This window comes from Kitasatospora sp. NPDC086791, from assembly GCF_040685975.1.
Taxonomy (GTDB): domain Bacteria; phylum Actinomycetota; class Actinomycetes; order Streptomycetales; family Streptomycetaceae; genus Kitasatospora.
This window is the reverse complement of the sequence record NZ_JBFBOC010000003.1, coordinates 33,353-50,436: the sequence shown is the minus strand read 5'-3', so window position 1 is coordinate 50,436 and position 17,084 is coordinate 33,353. Positions and strand designations below refer to the sequence as shown.

11 protein-coding genes are annotated in these 17,084 nt (G+C 73.4%); 5 read left to right on the top strand and 6 right to left on the bottom strand.

The window, feature by feature from the left end; genetic code table 11:
- The first annotated feature begins 77 nt into the window (after positions 1-77).
- Positions 78-1,763, top strand: a complete 1,686-nt coding sequence (locus AB0Q99_RS07235; protein ID WP_363569323.1) for a methylmalonyl-CoA mutase family protein — start codon at positions 78-80, stop codon at positions 1,761-1,763.
- An 85-nt stretch (positions 1,764-1,848) separates the two neighbouring features.
- On the opposite strand, the gene AB0Q99_RS07230 is transcribed toward AB0Q99_RS07235, so the two are convergent.
- The gene (locus AB0Q99_RS07230; RefSeq protein WP_363569630.1) at positions 1,849-2,490 is read right to left on the bottom strand and encodes a TetR/AcrR family transcriptional regulator; all 642 of its coding nucleotides are present in this window, start codon (positions 2,488-2,490) and stop codon (positions 1,849-1,851) included.
- Positions 2,491-2,901: 411 nt separating this feature from the next.
- On the opposite strand from AB0Q99_RS07230, the gene AB0Q99_RS07225 reads away from it, so the two are divergent.
- The 4 genes from AB0Q99_RS07225 to AB0Q99_RS07210 all read left to right on the top strand — a co-directional run bounded on the left by AB0Q99_RS07225 (position 2,902) and on the right by AB0Q99_RS07210 (position 7,570).
- A complete protein-coding gene (locus AB0Q99_RS07225; protein ID WP_363569322.1) occupies positions 2,902-3,894 on the top strand; it encodes a tetratricopeptide repeat protein in 993 nt (330 codons plus the stop codon).
- A 699-nt stretch (positions 3,895-4,593) separates the two neighbouring features.
- Complete coding sequence (locus tag AB0Q99_RS07220; RefSeq protein ID WP_363569321.1) at positions 4,594-5,265, top strand: DUF6230 family protein; 672 nt, start codon at positions 4,594-4,596, stop codon at positions 5,263-5,265.
- Between the two features lie 155 nt (positions 5,266-5,420).
- A complete protein-coding gene (locus AB0Q99_RS07215) occupies positions 5,421-6,110 on the top strand; it encodes a DUF6114 domain-containing protein (protein ID WP_363569320.1) in 690 nt (229 codons plus the stop codon).
- Positions 6,107-7,570: a hypothetical protein gene (locus tag AB0Q99_RS07210; protein ID WP_363569319.1), complete on the top strand. Its 1,464-nt coding sequence runs from the start codon at positions 6,107-6,109 to the stop codon at positions 7,568-7,570. The genes AB0Q99_RS07215 and AB0Q99_RS07210 overlap by 4 nt, the downstream gene beginning before the upstream one ends.
- A 113-nt stretch (positions 7,571-7,683) precedes the next feature.
- Here the strand turns inward: AB0Q99_RS07210 and pyk are convergent, their stop codons facing one another.
- The 5 genes from pyk to AB0Q99_RS07185 form a co-directional block, all read right to left on the bottom strand.
- The gene (gene pyk, locus AB0Q99_RS07205; RefSeq protein ID WP_363569318.1) at positions 7,684-9,111 is read right to left on the bottom strand and encodes a pyruvate kinase; all 1,428 of its coding nucleotides are present in this window, start codon (positions 9,109-9,111) and stop codon (positions 7,684-7,686) included.
- A 93-nt stretch (positions 9,112-9,204) separates the two neighbouring features.
- Positions 9,205-10,428 carry an acetate kinase gene (locus tag AB0Q99_RS07200; RefSeq protein ID WP_363569317.1) on the bottom strand — a complete coding sequence of 408 codons (1,224 nt, stop codon included), beginning with the start codon at positions 10,426-10,428 and terminating at the stop codon, positions 9,205-9,207.
- Positions 10,425-12,584 (bottom strand): phosphate acetyltransferase, encoded by a 2,160-nt coding sequence (gene pta / locus AB0Q99_RS07195; protein WP_363569316.1) that lies wholly within the window; start codon positions 12,582-12,584, stop codon positions 10,425-10,427. The genes AB0Q99_RS07200 and pta overlap by 4 nt, the downstream gene beginning before the upstream one ends.
- A 260-nt stretch (positions 12,585-12,844) precedes the next feature.
- Positions 12,845-15,292 carry a 1,4-alpha-glucan branching enzyme gene (gene glgB, locus AB0Q99_RS07190; protein WP_363569315.1) on the bottom strand — a complete coding sequence of 816 codons (2,448 nt, stop codon included), beginning with the start codon at positions 15,290-15,292 and terminating at the stop codon, positions 12,845-12,847.
- Between the two features lie 120 nt (positions 15,293-15,412).
- Positions 15,413-16,903: a phosphotransferase gene (locus tag AB0Q99_RS07185; protein WP_363569314.1), complete on the bottom strand. Its 1,491-nt coding sequence runs from the start codon at positions 16,901-16,903 to the stop codon at positions 15,413-15,415.
- Positions 16,904-17,084: the final 181 nt, after the last annotated feature.

Sequence of the window (17,084 nt, the reverse complement as noted above, 5' to 3'; positions counted from 1 at the left end):
CCGAGTAAATTAGTAGGACGTCCTAATAGCTGTGCCGCCCGTCGCCGTGGCGGCCGTACGGAGCGGAGTTCGGGGTCATGGACGCCGAGGAGATCGAGCGCGGACGGCAGCGCTGGCAGCAGCGGTACGACAAGGCCCGCAAGCGGGACGCGGACTTCACCACCCTCTCCGGCGACGAGGTCGAGCCGGTCTACGGCCCGCCCGCCGGGCAGGCCACCGAGGGTTTCGAGCGGATCGGCTGGCCGGGCGAGTACCCGTACACCCGGGGCCTCCACGCGACCGGCTACCGGGGCCGGACCTGGACCATCCGCCAGTTCGCCGGCTTCGGCAACGCGCAGCAGACCAACGAGCGCTACCGGATGATCCTGGACGCGGGCGGCGGCGGCCTCTCGGTCGCCTTCGACATGCCCACCCTGATGGGCTACGACTCGGACGACGCCAAGTCGCTCGGCGAGGTCGGCCACTGCGGCGTGGCCATCGACTCGGCCGCCGACATGGAGGTGCTGTTCGCCGGCATCCCGCTCGGCGAGGTCACCACCTCGATGACGATCAGCGGCCCGGCCGTCCCGGTCTTCTGCATGTACCTGGTCGCCGCCGAGCGCCAGGGCGTCGACCCGGCGGTGCTCAACGGCACCCTGCAGACGGACATCTTCAAGGAGTACATCGCGCAGAAGGAGTGGCTCTTCGCTCCCGAGCCGCACCTGCGCCTGATCGGCGACCTGATGGCCTACTGCGCCGAGGGCATCCCCGCGTACAAGCCGCTGTCCGTCTCCGGCTACCACATCCGCGAGGCCGGGGCGACGGCCGCGCAGGAGCTGGCGTACACCCTCGCGGACGGCTTCGGCTACGTCGAGCTGGGCCTGTCCCGGGGCCTGGACGTGGACGTCTTCGCACCCGGCCTGTCCTTCTTCTTCGACGCGCACCTGGACTTCTTCGAGGAGATCGCCAAGTTCCGCGCCGCGCGCCGGATCTGGGCCCGCTGGATGCGCGACCGCTTCGGCGCCAAGACCGACAAGGCGCAGTGGCTGCGCTTCCACACCCAGACCGCCGGCGTCTCGCTCACCGCGCAGCAGCCGTACAACAACGTGGTCCGCACCGCCGTCGAGGCGCTGGCCGCGGTGCTCGGCGGCACCAACTCGCTGCACACCAACGCCCTGGACGAGACCCTGGCGCTGCCCTCCGAGCAGGCCGCCGAGATCGCCCTGCGCACCCAGCAGGTGCTGATGGAGGAGACCGGCGTCGCCAACGTGGCCGACCCGCTGGGCGGTTCCTGGTACGTCGAGGCGCTGACCGACCGGATCGAGCAGCAGGCCGAGGCGATCTTCCAGCGGATCCTGGACAAGGGCCGCGAGGACCACGAGATCGGCCCGATCACCTCCGGCATCCTGCGCGGCATCGAGGAGGGCTGGTTCACCGGGGAGATCGCCGAGGCGGCCTTCCAGTACCAGCAGTCGGTGGAGAAGGGCGACAAGCGCGTGGTCGGCGTCAACTGCCACCCGCGCAGCGTCACCCCGGAGCTGGAGATCCTGCGGGTCAGCCACGAGGTCGAGCGCGAGCAGGTGCGGGTGCTGGGCGAGCGCAAGGCGGCGCGGGACGACGCGGCGGTGCGGGCCGGGCTGGACGCCATGCTGGCGGCGGCGCGCTCGGGCGAGTCGATGATCCCGCCGATGCTGGACGCGGTGCGCGCCGAGGCGACGCTGGGCGAGATCTGCAACGCGCTGCGGCAGGAGTGGGGGACGTACCAGGAGAACGCGACGTTCTGACCGCGCCGCCGCCCGCCCGCGCGGGTGCGCGGGCACGTGGGCAGCCGCCCGTACGGGATTCCGTGCGGGCGGCTCCGTCGTGCCCTCAGCAGGTGGTGAGCGGCCCCAGCAGCAGGTCGGTGAAGCGGCGGGTCCACTCGGGGGTGATCGGCTCGCCGCTGACCAGGACGCGGTGCTCCACCGTGCCCGCGATGGTGTCGAAGATGATGTCGACCTCCTCGTGGGCGGACTCGGTGTCGAGGTCCGCCTCCAGCTCGCCGCGCGCCTGGGCGGCCGCCCGGCCCTGGCGGACCAGCCGCTTCTGCGGGTCCACGATGGCCTCGCGGATCCGGCGGTGCAGCTGGCGGTCGCGGATGCCCTCGGCGAACAGCGCGAGCAGCGCGGCCTGGGTCTCGGGGCGGGCCAGCAGGCCGGCGAACTGGGCGACCACGGCCTCGATGTCGGCCCGCAGGCTGCCGAGGTCGGGCATCACCAGGTCGTCGAAGAGGGTGGCGACGGCGTCGACCACGAGCTCGTTCTTGGAGGGCCAGCGGCGGTAGAGGGTGGTCTTGGCGACCCCGGCCCGGCTCGCCACGTGGCCCATGGTCAGCCCGCCCCAGCCGAGTTCGGAGAGGGCCTCGCGGGTGGCGTCGAGGATCGCCCGGTCGGCGGCGGCGCTGCGCGGACGGCCCTTGCCGCGGGCGGAGTTGACGGCCTCCGGGGCCGGGCTCGCCGGGGTCGGGCACACCGGGCGGGTGCGCTCCGGGCTCGCGGGGGGCTGGGCGGCCGGCACCGGGCCTCCTTGCGCTGTACTGGTAAGTAACTTGGGTGGGGCTGGTAACGGTAGCGACTGTTCGCCGATTCGGGCAGCCGGGCGGTCGGGGAAAGTGGGGCAGGTCACGTCCCCGAACCGCCGGAGGGGCTTGCGGCCGGGGGTCCGCCTCCAGTTACGCTACGACTCGTAGCGAAAGCAGCGACAACCAGGCGCCGCGCCCGTGGGACGGGAGCGGCGCGGGCGCGGGTGGGGATCCGCGCCGGACGGTCCACGCTACCGAGGGCGGGGTGCGGCACACCCGGGAGCCCGCGCCGCGCGGCCCGCGCGGGGCGACTTTCCCGAGGTTGGTGCCCGGGAGCGGCGCGAACGGGGGAGGATGGTGCCATGCAGCCACGGAATTCGCGTCTCAACAGCTCCGCCCTGCGCGGCGCGGTCGACCTCGCCGCAGTGAAGGCGGCCGGCGAGGCCGCCCAGAAGGCCGAGCAGGCCCGGGCCGAGCGGGCCCGTCAGACGGCGGCCGCCGAAGCGGCCGGGACCGTCCCCGCCGGGTCCGCCCACCAGCTCGTCATCGACGTCACCGAGGACACCTTCGAGGTCGAGGTCGTCCAGCGCTCCACCGAGGTGCCGGTCGTCATCGACTTCTGGGCCGAGTGGTGCGGCCCCTGCAAGCAGCTCAGCCCGGTCCTGGAGGGGCTGGTCGAGGAGTACGCCGGCCGCTTCGTGCTCGCCAAGATCGACGTGGACTCCAACCAGCTGCTCGCCCAGCAGTTCGGCATCCAGGGCATCCCGGCCGTGATGGCCGTGGTGGCCGGCCAGCTGGTCCCGCTGTTCCAGGGCGCGGAGAGCGCCGCCAACATCCGCAAGGTGCTGGACCAGCTGATCCTGGTCGCTGAGCAGCGCTTCGGCGTGGCCGGCGGCGCGGCCGCCCCGGGCGAGGCCCCGGCCGCCGCCCCGCAGCGCCCCGAGGACCCGGCGCTGGCCGCCGCGCACGACGCGCTGGATGCCGGTGACCTGGGCGGCGCCGTCCAGGCGTACCGGAACGTGCTGGTCGACCAGCCGGGCAACACCGAGGCCAAGCTGGGCCTGGCCCAGGCCGAACTGCTGCAGCGGATCGAGGGGCTGGACCTGCAGGCCGTCCGGGCGGCCGCCGCGGCCGACCCGAAGGACGTCGGGATCCAGCTCCAGGCGGCCGACCTGGACCTGGTCGGCGGCCACGTGGAGGACGCCTTCGGGCGCCTGGTGGACACCGTCGGGCGGACGGCCGGCGAGGACCGGGACACCGCCCGGCTGCGCCTGCTGGAGCTGTTCGAGGTGATCGGGGCGGAGGACCCGCGGGTCGCCGCGGCCCGTACGGCGCTGGCGCGCGTGCTGTTCTGAGGCCCGTTCGGTCCACCGGCTGGCACAGCGGATGACCTGCGGTGTCGCCAGGTGATTTGGCGACAATCCGGTCAACCGGACAGAGGTTTACCAAATCTTGATTTCACCCGTGGGCGGTCACCATACGTGACCGCCCACGGGTGTTTCGCTGGTGTTTCCGGCGGATTTCGTCGTCACCCTTCCTTCAAGGCGTCACGCAGGGTGCAGGTCGCGCCGATTCCATGATCGACGCCACCGGATGTTGCATTACCCGTCAGTAAGGAACCCCTTGTGCTTCGCCCGGGATTCAAGCAGCATCGGCGTCGCCCGGTCCCGGGCTCCACACCCCGACAGCACGTCGGCCACGCGGAGCGCGGGATCCCCACCGGGCGCTCCGCCGACCCCGGTCGGCGGTAGGGAGGGCAGGGGGGTATCCGCGGTCCCACGGCGGTTCCTGTCCTTCGACCGGCCGCGCGGCCCTGCGCGGTCGCTGGTTGTCGCTCGGGGGTGATCGCCGATGTCGTCGGTCCTGCCCGCCGCCCCACAAGGTCGGCCGGTGCTCGGCCGGGAGGACCGCTGTACGCGGGCCGCTCCCGGGTCCGACGACGCCCAAGGCGCTCTCCGCTACCGAGGACGTAGCTCTCTCCCATCCCAGGCCCCCACCGGCGCGGGAAGCGCCGCCGGGGAGCCGGAGATGTACGTCCTAGAAGGAGGACTCGCATGTCCAAGACCTACGGCAAGACCCGCTGGAAGCGCTTCGCCCTGGTGATGGTGCCGAGCGTCGCGGCCACCGCGATGGTCGGCGTCTCGATCGCCAACAGTGCGCTCGCCGCCTCGTTCAGCATTTCCGGCCAGCAGTTCAAGGTCAGCACCGACCAGCTGCACGGCACCAACTTCGCCCAGTTCGGCTCGGTCGACATCGAGGCGAACGGCAAGCCGCACCCGGTCGCGGTCTCGGCCTTCGACCACGCCGACATCACCAACCTGTGCCAGTCGGTGGTGACGGACCTGACCGGTTTCGGTCTGGGCAAGATCACCCTCCAGCTGCACGCCGGTACCGAGGCGGGCAAGCCGGTCCAGGCCGACAACCTGCTGATCGACCTGGAGCAGCTGAAGGCGGACGCGACCTTCACCGACATCAACATCGGCCAGGACGCCTCCACCCTCTCGGGCTCGGCCACCCAGGGCTGGACCCCGCACCCGGGCGTCACCAAGGCCGGCGGCGGCGCCGGTCTGCCCTCCGGCCCGACCGGTTTCGCCCAGGCCGCCAAGAAGGCCGACCTGAGCGGCGTTCAGCAGACCGCCCGGGCCACCTCGGCCGGAACGTTCAAGCTGAACGGCCTGAACCTCGCGCTGAAGAGCGGCGACGGCGCGGGCAACGAGTGCTTCTGAGCCGCGCCTGACGGTACGACCGGTCGGCCCGCCTGACGGCGCGCCGGGCGGCGTGCCCGGACGACGGGTCCACCCGGGGCCGGGAGCGGCGGACCACCGCCGCCCCGGCCCACCCCCATTGTTCTCCCCTCGTAGCGACATCGAGGAGCTGCACCATGTCCAGCGCAACGGTCGAACCCCGGACCGCCCACCAGAACCCGATCGGGTGGCTCTGGCGGCACTTCCGTGATTTCCGCCGCACCAGGCCCTTCTGGGGCGGCCTGCTGGCCATGATCGCCGGCGTCCCGATCCTCTACTTCCCTTACGCGCACCTGTCGTTCGGCGGCCTGACCATCGCGATGTCGACCACGGCCGGCGCCGGGTCGCTGATCATCGGGGTCCTGATGATCATCCTCGGTCTGACCGCCTGGTTCCAGCCCGCGGTGCGGGTCTTCGGCGGCATCGCCACCATCCTGCTGACCCTGGTCTCGATCCCGGTCTCCAACCTGGGGGGCTTCGGGCTGGCGCTGCTGCCCGGCCTGATCGGCGGCGGGCTGATGGTCTCCTGGGCGGCGCTGCCGGAGCCGAAGGCCGGGTCGACGGCCAAGGGCCGGCGCCGCCGCGGGGCCGAGCGCGCCGACGCGGCGGTCGGTGCCTCCGGTGACGCCGTGGCCGGAACGGCCGTGGCGCAGAGCGTCGCCACCGAGCCGGAGGCCGCCACCGAGCCGGCCGCCGAGGCCGCGGTGGCGCCCGCCGTCGAGGCGCCCACCGCCCAACTGCCCGCCCAGGGCGCGCCGCAGGAGCCGGCCGCCGAGGCCGTCGCCTCGAAGCCGGCCGCCGCCGTCGATCCGGAGGGTGCCCGGTGAGCGGGTCGGCCGAGCAAACCGACGGTACGGCCGTCCCGGCGCAGCGCGGCCGACACGCGGCCCCGCGCACGCCGGTACGGGTCCGGCTGAGAGGCCGCGCGCTGGCGATGGCCGCGGTGCCGACCGCCCTGCTGATGGCCGCCGCCTACACGCCCAACCCGGCGGTCGCCGAGTCCGCGGCGGGCAAGCCCTGCGGCAACGCGCCGGTCGCCGTGCCGGACGTCGCGCCGATCGAGACGCCCGTCCCGAAGAGCGAGCTGCCCGAGCCGCCGCCGGGCCCGTCCCCCGTGCCGACCGGGGCGCCGACCGCGGGGCCCACCGCCGGGCCCTCGACCGGCCCGACCGCGGTGCCGACGCAGGCGCCGACCCAGGCCCCGACCGCCCCGACCGCCGAGCAGCCCACCTCGCCGGTGAAGCCGCCGCCGGCCGGGACGTCCGCCGGGACGCCCGCCGCCGTGGCGCCCACCACCCAAGTGCCCGCCGCCCGTTCGGCCGCCACCGGCGACGACGCGGTCGCGTCGGGCGCGGTCCAGCCGGGCGCCGGCAGCGGTCCGGGCATGGCGACCCAGGCCGGGCTGATCGACGACATCGTCGGCGGCATCAACCACCTGCTGAACCCCACCGCCTCGCCGAGCCCGACCCAGACCCGGACCCCGGCCCCCGGACCGGCTACGACCGCGCCGGCCACCACCCCGGCGACCACCCCGGCCCAGTCGCCCGCCCAACCGCAGGCCGCGGCCGCCACCCCGGCCGCCACGCCGACCGCGGCCCGGCCGTCCCCCGGCGCGCCCTCGCCCGCCGCGACGCCGAGCGGCAAGGCGAGCCCCAAGGCGACGCCCTCCGCGGGTGCCTCCGGTACGGCCTCGCCCACCGCGGGCGCCACCGGCACCCCGTCCGCCACCCCGACCGACAACCCCAACTGCGCGGTGGACGCCCGGAGTCTGACGGCCGGCGCGGCCGCCTCCGGGCACGTCGTCCCGGAGCAGAACTGGACGCTCCAGACCAGTCGGCTCGCCCTGCACGGCGCGACCTTCCACGGCGTCTACGACGTGAAGACCCCGACCGGCAGCAAGCGGGTGCTGAAGTTCGTGGTCGACAGCGTGGACATCGACAACCTCGACATGTCGACCCTGCAGGGCAACGGCGTGACCTTCCACGTCCAGGGCGCCAAGGGTTCCACCTCGACCATGCGCAACGGCCCGGTCACCATGTACGTGGAGCGGCTGTCCGGCCACCTCTCCAAGGTGCTGGGCCTGCCGATCCCGATCGACCTGGGCGAGATCACCCTCACCCCGGACACCCTGCCGCGCTGGCTGTACGACCTGATCGGCTCCATCCCGATCCCGCTGGACCTGGAGCTGACCGGCGTCACCGCCAAGCAGGCCGGCCAGTTCGGCGGCACCCTGCACATCCCGGGGATGCACCTGTTCAACGACGACGCGCCCTACAGCGACAAGTGACGCGCCCTACAACGACCACGTAGGCACGACAAGGAGCCGCGGACGCCGTGACGCCCGTGGGGCGGCCCTCCGGACGGGAGGACCGCCCCACGGGCGTTCTGGCGGGCGGGGGCTCACTCGCCCCGGGTGCCCAGGTGGTGCACCTGCACCATGTTGGTGGTGCCGGGGATGCCGACCGGGACACCGGCGGTGACGATGACGGTCTCGCCCTCGGCCAGCCGGCCCAGCCGCAGCAGCTCGCGGTCGACCTGGGCGACCATGGCGTCGGTGGTGGCCACCTGCTCGGTGACGTACGCCTCGACGCCCCAGCTCAGCGAGAGCTGGTTGCGGGTCGCGCTGTCCGGGGTGAACGCGATCACCGGGATCGGCGAGCGGTAGCGGGACAGCCGGCGCGCGGTGTCGCCGGACTTGGTGAACGCGACCAGCGCCTTCCCGTCGAGGAAGTCGCCCAGCTCGCACGCGGCGCGGGCGACCGAGCCGCCCTGGGTGCGCGGCTTGCGGCCCGGGTTGAGCGGCTGCAGGCCCTGGGAGACGAGCTCCTCCTCGGCCTTCTCGCAGATCCGGCTCATGGTGCGGACGGTCTCGATCGGGTACTTGCCGACGCTGGACTCGGCGGAGAGCATGACCGCGTCGGCACCGTCCAGGATCGCGTTGGCGACGTCGGAGACCTCGGCGCGGGTCGGGCGCGAGGCGTGGATCATCGACTCCATCATCTGGGTGGCGACGATGACCGGCTTGGCGTTGCGGCGGGCCAGCGTGATCAGCTGCTTCTGGACCAGCGGCACCCGCTCCAGCGGGTACTCCACGGCGAGGTCGCCGCGGGCGACCATGATGGCGTCGAAGGCGAGGACGATCTCCTCCATGGCCTCGACGGCCTGCGGCTTCTCGATCTTGGCGATGACCGGCACCCGGATGCCGACCTCGTCCATGACCTCGTGGACGTCCTTGATGTCGTCCGCGTTGCGGACGAAGGACAGGGCGATCATGTCGACGCCCAGGCGCAGCGCGAAGCGCAGGTCGTCCTTGTCCTTCTCGGACAGGGCGGGCACGTTCACGGCCGCGCCGGGCAGGTTGATGCCCTTGTTGTTCGAGAGCACGCCGCCCTCGACCACCACGGTCCTCACCCGCGGGCCGTCGACGCTGACGACCTCCAGGGCGATGACGCCGTCGTTGATCAGGATCGGGTCGCCGGGCTTCACGTCGCCGGGCAGGCCCTTGTAGGTGGTGCCGCAGATGTGCTGGTCACCGGGGACGTCTTCGGTGGTGATGGTGAACTCGTCGCCGTTGTCGACGGTCACCGGGCCGTTGGCGAAGGTCGCCAGACGGATCTTGGGACCCTGGAGGTCGGCCAGGACGCCGATGGCCTTGCCGGTGTCCTCCGAGACCTGGCGGACCTTGCGGTACCGCTCTTCGTGGTCCGCGTGGTTGCCGTGGCTCATGTTCAGTCGGGCGACGTTCATGCCCGCCTCGACGATGGCCTTCAGCTGTTCGTAGGAGTCCGTCGCCGGACCCAGGGTGCAGACAATTTTCGCTCGGCGCATATGGGTCAGTCTATCCGTTCGTGTTATGGGTGCATTCGGCACGGACCGGGAGGAATCGCCGACGAATGATTCCGAGAAGCGAGACGATTTCTGTCATTCCTCGGACTTCTGGTGCTCCCGGTGCACCAGCGCGAAGGCCTGCCGGGCGATCTCCAGCTCCTCGTCGGTGGGCACCACCGCGACCGCCACCCGGGCGTACGCGGGCGAGATGATCCGGGCCTCGCCCGAGCGCACCGAGTTCAGCTCCGGATCCACCGCGATGCCCAGTTCGTCCAGCCCCGCGGTGGCCGCCGCGCGCACCGGCGCCGCGTTCTCCCCGACCCCCGCGGTGAAGGCGATCGCGTCCACCCGGCCGAGCACCGCGTAGTAGCCGCCGATGTACTTGCGCAGCCGGTGGATGTACGTGTCGAAGGCGAGCGCCGCGTCGGCGTCCCCCTCGTCCGCGCGGCGCAGGATCTCGCGCATGTCGTTCTCGCCGCACAGGCCGCGCAGGCCGCTGCGGCGGTTGAGCAGGTCGTCGATCTCGTCGATCGACAGCCCGCCGACCCGGTGCAGGTGGAACACCACGCCGGCGTCGATGTCGCCCGAGCGGGTGCCCATGACCAGGCCCTCCAGCGGGGTCAGGCCCATCGAGGTGTCCACGCAGCGGCCGCCGCTGACCGCCGAGGCGGAGGCGCCGTTGCCCAGGTGCAGCACGATCACGTTGACCTCGGCCGGGTCCTTGCCGAGCAGCCGGGCGGTGGCCCGCGAGACGTACTGGTGCGAGGTGCCGTGGAAGCCGTAGCGGCGCACCCGGTGCTCGTCGGCGACGTCCTTGTCGATCGCGTACCGGGCCGCGGACTCCGGCATCGAGGCGTGGAAGGCGGTGTCGAAGACGGCCACCTGGGGGAGGTCGGGGCGCAGCGCCCGGGCCACCTCGATGCCGGTGATGTTGGCCGGGTTGTGCAGCGGGGCGACCGGGATCAGCCGGCGGATCTCCGCGAGCACCTCGTCGGTGATGACGGTCGGTTCGGTGAACCGCATGCCGCCGTGCACCACCCGGTGGCCGATCGCGGCCAGTTCGGGGGAGTCCAGCCCGAGGCCGTCGGCGGCCAGCTCCTCGGCGACGGCCTTCAGCGCGGCGGTGTGGTCCGGGAAGACCTGCGAGGCCTCGCGCCGCCCGCCCCCGGGCGGGGTGTGCACCAGCCGGCCGCCGGCCTCGCCGATCCGCTCCACCAGCCCGGAGGCCAGTCGGGCGCCGTCCAGCATGTCGATCAGCTGGTACTTCACCGACGAGGAGCCGGCGTTCAGCACCAGGACGCGCGTTCCCTCGCTCACTGTTCGGCTCCCTTGCGCTCCTGGGACTGGATCGCGGTGATCGCGACCGTGTTGACGATGTCCTGCACCAACGCCCCGCGCGACAGGTCGTTGACGGGCTTGCGCAGCCCCTGCAGCACCGGGCCGACCGCGACCGCGCCGGCCGAGCGCTGGACGGCCTTGTAGGTGTTGTTGCCGGTGTTGAGGTCCGGGAAGATCAGCACGGTGGCCCGCCCGGCGACCGGCGAGCCCGGCAGCTTGGTGGCCGCGACGTGCTCGTCCACCGCCGCGTCGTACTGGATCGGGCCCTCCACCAGGATGTCCGGCCGCAGCTCGCGGACGAGCTCGGTGGCCTTGCGCACCTTGTCCACGTCCGCGCCGGAGCCCGAGGTGCCGGTCGAGTAGGAGAGCATCGCGACCCGCGGCTCCACCCCGAACTGGGCGGCGGTGGCGGCGGCCTGGATCGCGATGTCGGCCAACTGCTGGGCGTCCGGGTCGGGGTTGACCGCGCAGTCGCCGTACACCAGCACCCGGTCGGCCAGGCACATGAAGAAGACGGACGAGACGATCGAGGCGCCCGGCGAGGTCTTGATCACCTCGAAGGCGGGCCGGATGGTGGCCGCGGTGGAGTGCACCGCGCCGGACACCATGCCGTCCGCGATGCCCTCCTGGACCATCAGGGTGCCGAAGTACGAGACGTCGGTGACCACGTCCAGGGCCAGCTCGACGGTCATCCCCTTGTGGGCCCGCATCCGCGCGTACAGCTCGGCGAACTGGCGGCGCAGCGGGCTGGTGGTCGGGTCGACGATCCGCACCTGCGCGCGGTCGGTGCCCGGCTCTCCCCCGGCCCGGGGGCCGGGAGGCGCCCCCACCGGCGGCAGCTCGATGCCGAGGCCGGCGGCCTTGCGGCGCACCGCGTCCGGCTCTCCGAGCAGGGTGAGGTCGCAGATGTTGCGGCGCAGCAGGATCTCGGCCGCGCGCAACACCCGCTCCTCGGTGCCCTCGGGCAGCACCACGTGCCGGCGGCCGGCCCGGGCGCGCTCCAGCAGCTCGTGCTCGAACATCATCGGGGTGACCCGCTCGGACCGGCCGACCTCGATCAGGTTGGTCAACTCGGCGGTGTCGACGTGCAGTTCGAACAGGCCGAGGGCGATCTCGGCCTTCCGCGGGCTGGCCGCGGTGAGCTTGCCCTCCAGGTGGGTCAGGGTGGCGGCGGTCGGCCAGCTGCCCTCGGGGACGACCGCGACCGGGGTGCCCGGGGCGAGCCGGGCGGCCAGCGCCATCACGTTCGGGCCGGGGTGCTGGCCGAGCGTCAGCAGCACGCCGGCGATCGGTGGGGCGCCGGCGGCGTGCGCGGCCAGCGAGCCGATCACCAGGTCGGCGCGGTCCCCGGGGGTGACGACCAGCGCGCCCTCGGTCAGCGCGTCCAGGAAGGTCGGCAGCATCGCGCCGCCGAAGACGTAGCCGCGCACGTCCCGGGCCAGGCCGGCCGCGTCCCCGAGCAGGACCTCGGCGCCGGTGGCCTCGACGAGCTGGGCGACGGTCGGCGCGGCCAGCGCCGGCTCCTCCGGGATGACGTAGGCGGGGATCGGCAGCTTCTCGGTGAGCTTGCGCTGGATCCGCTGCTTGCCGCCCGGGGGGACCCGGTTGGCGATCATCGCCAGGGTCTCGCAGCCGAGGTCGGTGTACGCCCGGTGGGCGTTGCGCACCTCGGCGATCACGGCCTCCGGGTCCCCGGCGTGCCCGCCGACCACCGGCAGCACGGCGGCGCCGAACTCGTTGGCGAGGCGGGCGTTGAAGGCCAGTTCGTCCGGGATGTTGGTGTCGGCGAAGTCGGTGCCGAGCACCAGCACCGCCTGGCAGCGCCGTTCCATCGCGCGGAACCGGTCGACCAGGACGGAGACCAGCTCGTCCTGTCCCTGGGCGGCCTGCAGCGCGGCGGCCTCCTCGTAGGTGAGGCCGTACAACTCGGTGCTCGGCAGGTCGATCCGGTAGCGGCCGCGCAGCAGTTCGACCACGTGGTCCGATCCCGGCTGCCCGGGTGCGTCGGCGTGCACCAGTGGCCGGAACACCCCGACCCGGTCCACCTGGCGGGTGAGCAGTTCCATGACCCCGAGTTCGACCGCCTGCCGGCCGTCCCCCCGGTCGATGCCGGTCACGTACACGCTGCGCGCCACGTGGGTTTCTCCGTCCCGTCGCCTCGGTGGGTGGTCATATCGACCATACCTTCGCACCCCGGACGACCGTCCGCGAGCAGAGCCGGAAGGGGCGGGCAAGGGACGAAGGTCCTGCCGGGAGGTGTCGGAGGTCGGGCCGGGTGCCGGCGGCTCGGGCCGCCCCTGCGAGCCCCCGTCCGCCGGCTGTCCGAGCCCCGCCCGCTCGCCGAGCGAGCCCCCCCGCCCGCCGGGGACCGTCCGTGGGCGGGGGGCCCGCGGGCTCAGGCCGGGCGGAGCCAGAGGGTGGCGAGCGGGGGGAGGATCAGTTCGGCGGAGCGGGGCTGGCCGTCCCACTCCACCGGGTCGGCCTTGACCGGGTGGGAGTTGCCGACGCCGCCGCCGCCGTACTCCTCGGCGTCGGTGTTCAGCACCTCCTCCCACAGCTGGTCCCGGCCGGCCAGGCGGGGCAGGCCGACCCGGCGGCCGTGCCGGACGACCGGCGAGAAGTTGCAGACCGCGACCAGCGGGCTGCCGTCGGCCGCGTAGCGGACGTAGGAGAGCAGGTTGTCGTCGGCGGCCCCGCCGTCGAGCCAGCGGAAGCCGTCCGGGGTGGTGTCCAGCTCCCACAGGGCGGGGCTGTCGAGGTAGCACCGGTTGAGGTCGCGGACCAGACGCCGCACGCCGAGGTGGTCCCGGTGGGCCGGCCACTGCTCGTCGAGCACCCACCACTGCGGGCCCTGCTCGTGGTCCCACTCCGCGCCCTGGGCGAACTCCTGCCCCATGTACAGCAGTTGCTTGCCCGGGTGGGACCACATGAAGCCCAGGAAGGCGCGGTGGTTGGCGCGCTGCTGCCACCAGTCGCCGGGCATCTTGGAGACCAGGGCCTGCTTGCCGTGGACGACCTCGTCGTGCGAGATCGGCAGGACGTAGTTCTCCGAGTAGGCGTACACCATCGAGAAGGTGATCTCGTTGTGGTGGTACTTGCGGTGCACCGGCTCCTTGGACATGTAGACCAGCGAGTCGTGCATCCAGCCCATGTTCCACTTCAGCCCGAAGCCGAGGCCGCCGGCGTCGGTGGGGCGGGTGACGCCGTCCCAGGCGGTGGACTCCTCGGCGATGGTGATCACGCCGGGGCAGCGCCGGTAGACGGTGGCGTTCATCTCCTGCAGGAAGGAGGCCGCGTCCAGGTTCTCCCGGCCGCCGAACCGGTTGGGCGTCCAGTCGCCGCCCTCGCGGGAGTAGTCGAGGTAGAGCATCGAGGCGACGGCGTCCACCCGCAGGCCGTCGATGTGGAACTCCTCGCACCAGTAGACGGCGTTGGCGACCAGGAAGTTGCGCACCTCCTTGCGGCCGTAGTCGAACTCCAGCGTCCCCCAGTCGGGGTGCTCGGCGCGCAGCGGGTCGGCGGGCTCGTACAGCGGCTCGCCGTCGAAGCGGGCGAGCGCGAAGTCGTCCTTGGGGAAGTGCGCGGGCACCCAGTCGACGATCACGCCGATGCCGTGCCGGTGCAGGGTGTCGACCAGGTACCGGAAGTCGTCCGGGCCGCCGAGCCGGGCGGTGGGGGCGTAGTAGCCGGACACCTGGTAGCCCCAGGAGCCGCCGAAGGGGTGCTCCATCACCGGCATGAACTCCACGTGGGTGAAGTTCAACTCCGCCAGGTAGCCGGGGAGTTCCTCGGCGATGGCGCGGTAGCTGGTGAGGTCGGGGCGCCAGGAGGGCAGGTGCAGCTCGTACACCGACATCGGCGCCCGGTGGTGCGTGGCGCGGGCCCGGCGGGCCATCCACTCGCCGTCCTGCCAGGCGTAGGCGGAGGAGGTGACCACCGAGGCGGTGCCGGGCGGGCACTGGGCGGCCCGGGCCAGCGGGTCGGCCTTGTCGAGCACCCAGCCCTGCCGGGTGTGCACCTCGTACTTGTACGTGGCGCCCTCGGCCAGGCCCGGGACGAACAGCTCCCAGATCCCGGACGAGCCGAGCGAGCGCATCGGGTGCCCGGTGCCGTCCCAGTGGTTGAAGTCGCCGATCAGCCGCACCCCGACCGCGTTCGGCGCCCAGACCGCGAACGCGGTGCCGGCCACGCCACCGACGGTGCGCACGTGCGAGCCGAGCGCCCGCCACAGCTGCTCGTGCCGGCCCTCGGAGATCAGGTGCAGGTCGAGGTCGCCGAGGGTGGGCGGGGTGCGGTAGCCGTCGTGCTGGCGCAGTGGCTCGCCGCCCGGGTAGGTCACCAGCAGGGAGTAGTCGGACGGTTCGCCACCGGCCACCAGCCCGGTGAACAACCCGCTCTGCTGGTGGGTGAGTTCGGCCGGGCCCTGCGGGGTCTCCACGATCACCCGCTCGGCGAACGGGCGCAGCACCCGGATCGCCGTGCCGCCGTGCACCGGGTGCGCGCCGAGCAGCGCGTGCGGGTCGTGGTGCCGCCCGCTCACCAGCCGGTCCACCTCGGACGGCGGCAGCGGCGCCTCGGGCAGGCGCAGCGCCCCGGACGACGCGGTGGGCGCCCCGGACGACGCCCCGGACGCCCCGGACGACGCCCCGGACGCCCCGGACGGCGTCCCGGACGTCGCGGTGGGCGGGGCGGCGGGCGGCGCGGTGACCGGTCCGCTCGCCGCCGGGGCCTCGGCCCCGGGCGGGGGGGCCTCCTGGTCCCCGGCCGGGGACGTGCCCGTCCGGGCCAGGAAGGTGGCCGGAACTGGGCGGTTGGGGCGGCCGGTCGGGTCGAGCGGCGTCACGGCGTGGTCCTCCTGCGGCGGGGGGTTGGCGAACTCCTGCGGGCGGTACGGGAAGCGGCGGTGCGTCGGGTGGACGGGGGCGGGCGAGCGGGGCGGAACGGGGTCGGGCGGGGTCGGGCGTCAGACGGGCAGGGCGAGCCGGTTGATCGCTGCCAGCGGGATCGGCAGCCAGCTCGGCCGGTGCCGGGCCTCGTACACCACCTCGTACACCGCCTTGTCGATCTCCAGCGCCCGCATCAGCTCCGGCGAGGCCGCCGGATCGGCGCCGCCCCCGGCGGTGTAGCCGGCGCAGAAGGCGGTGCGGTTGCGCTGGGCCCAGGCGGCGGCGAGGTGGGCGAGTTCCGGGTCGACCGGGCCGCCGGCCAGCAGGTGGGCGGCCGCGTAGTCGAAGGAGCGGAGCATCGCGGCGACGTCGCGCAGGGCGGGCTGCGGTTCGCGCCGCTCGCTGACCGACTTGGCCGGCTCGCCCTCGAAGTCCAGCAGCACCCAGCCGTGCGGGGTCCGCATCGCCTGCCCGAGGTGGAGGTCGCCGTGGATGCGCTGGACCGGCAGGCCGTCCGGGTGGGCGTCGGCGAGCTGCTGGAAGGCGGTGCGCAGCGCGGCCCGGAAGCGCAGCAGCCCCGGGACGGCGGCGACGGCACTGTCCAGCCGGTCGGCCATCGCGGTGGCCAGCCGCCCGGTCTGGGTGCGGTCGAGCCGGGCGACCGGCATCGACCGGGCCAGGACCCGGTGCACCTCGGCGGTGGCCCGGCCGAGCCGGTGCGCCTCGATGGCGAAGTTGCCGGGGGAGCGGTCGCCCTTGAGCCGGCCGACCTGGTCGAGGGCGAGCTCCCAGCCGTCCTCGGCGTCCGGCAGGTAGCGCTGGAGCAGGCCGAGGGTGGCGGGTTCGGCGCGCTCCATCCGGCTCTCGAACCAGGCGGCGACCCGGGGGATCCGGGTGGAGCCGGCCCGGGAGAGGGCGAGCGAGAGTTCGAGGTCGGGGTTGGTGCCGGGGTGGATGCGGCGGAACAGCTTGAGGATGTACGAGGTGCCGTAGATGACCGAGCTGTTGGACTGCTCGGCGGTGGAGGCGCGGCCGGGGAGGTTGGCGGGCAGTCCGGAGCCGGGGGTGCGGCGGAAGGACAGCGAGCCGAAGCGGTCGCCGGTGGCCAGGTGTTCCAGCAGGCGCCCGGTGAGTTCGGGGTCGTGCACCGCGTCGTAGAGGGTCGCGCCGTCGTACGGGCCCTGGCTGAGCCGGCCGAGCACCGCGCCGGGTCCGATGTCCCCGAGCCCCTGCGAGCGGATGCCGAGCAGCAGCTGGTAGATGTCGCCGTGCGGGGCGCCGGCCGTGGTGGCGTGCTCGACCCGCAGCAGCAGGTGCAGCAGGGCCGGGTCGCCGACCTGTAGCGGGGTGCCGACCACCGGGGTGAGGCCGGTGATCGGCCGCCCCTTCCCGGCGTACCAGCGCTGGGTGGGCAGCCACCCGGCGATCAGCGGCAGCGCCGCCTGGACGAGTTCGCTGACCCCCAGGGCTGTTCTCCGGAGCCCGGAGCCCCGCGCGCCGGTCGGCGCGGTGGAGCCGGCCGGGGCGTCGTGCTGCACATGGGCTTGAGAACGGGAGGTTTCGGACATGACTCCCTTTCCCCGGAAGCACGCGGACGGCCCGACGGGTCATGGCCGGGTCCGTCAGTCTTCCGGATTTCGGCGGCGCGGCGGTCGCGGCACGCGAGCGTGGCTCAGGTGTCACGCCTTCGTGTAAGTGGCCGTTGGGCTGTTCTCCGTACGCGGTGGTGCAGAGAACTCCGGGGGCGCT

Excerpts from the sequence above, each read along its gene's own strand:
- AB0Q99_RS07235 (WP_363569323.1), top strand. The coding sequence starts at position 78 with ATGGACGCCGAGGAGATCGAGCGCGGACGGCAGCGCTGGCAGCAGCGG.
- AB0Q99_RS07225 (WP_363569322.1), top strand. The coding sequence starts at position 2,902 with ATGCAGCCACGGAATTCGCGTCTCAACAGCTCCGCCCTGCGCGGCGCG.
- AB0Q99_RS07220 (WP_363569321.1), top strand. The coding sequence starts at position 4,594 with ATGTCCAAGACCTACGGCAAGACCCGCTGGAAGCGCTTCGCCCTGGTG.
- AB0Q99_RS07215 (WP_363569320.1), top strand. The coding sequence starts at position 5,421 with ATGTCCAGCGCAACGGTCGAACCCCGGACCGCCCACCAGAACCCGATC.
- pyk (WP_363569318.1), bottom strand. The coding sequence starts at position 9,111 with ATGCGCCGAGCGAAAATTGTCTGCACCCTGGGTCCGGCGACGGACTCC.
- AB0Q99_RS07185 (WP_363569314.1), bottom strand. The coding sequence starts at position 16,903 with ATGTCCGAAACCTCCCGTTCTCAAGCCCATGTGCAGCACGACGCCCCG.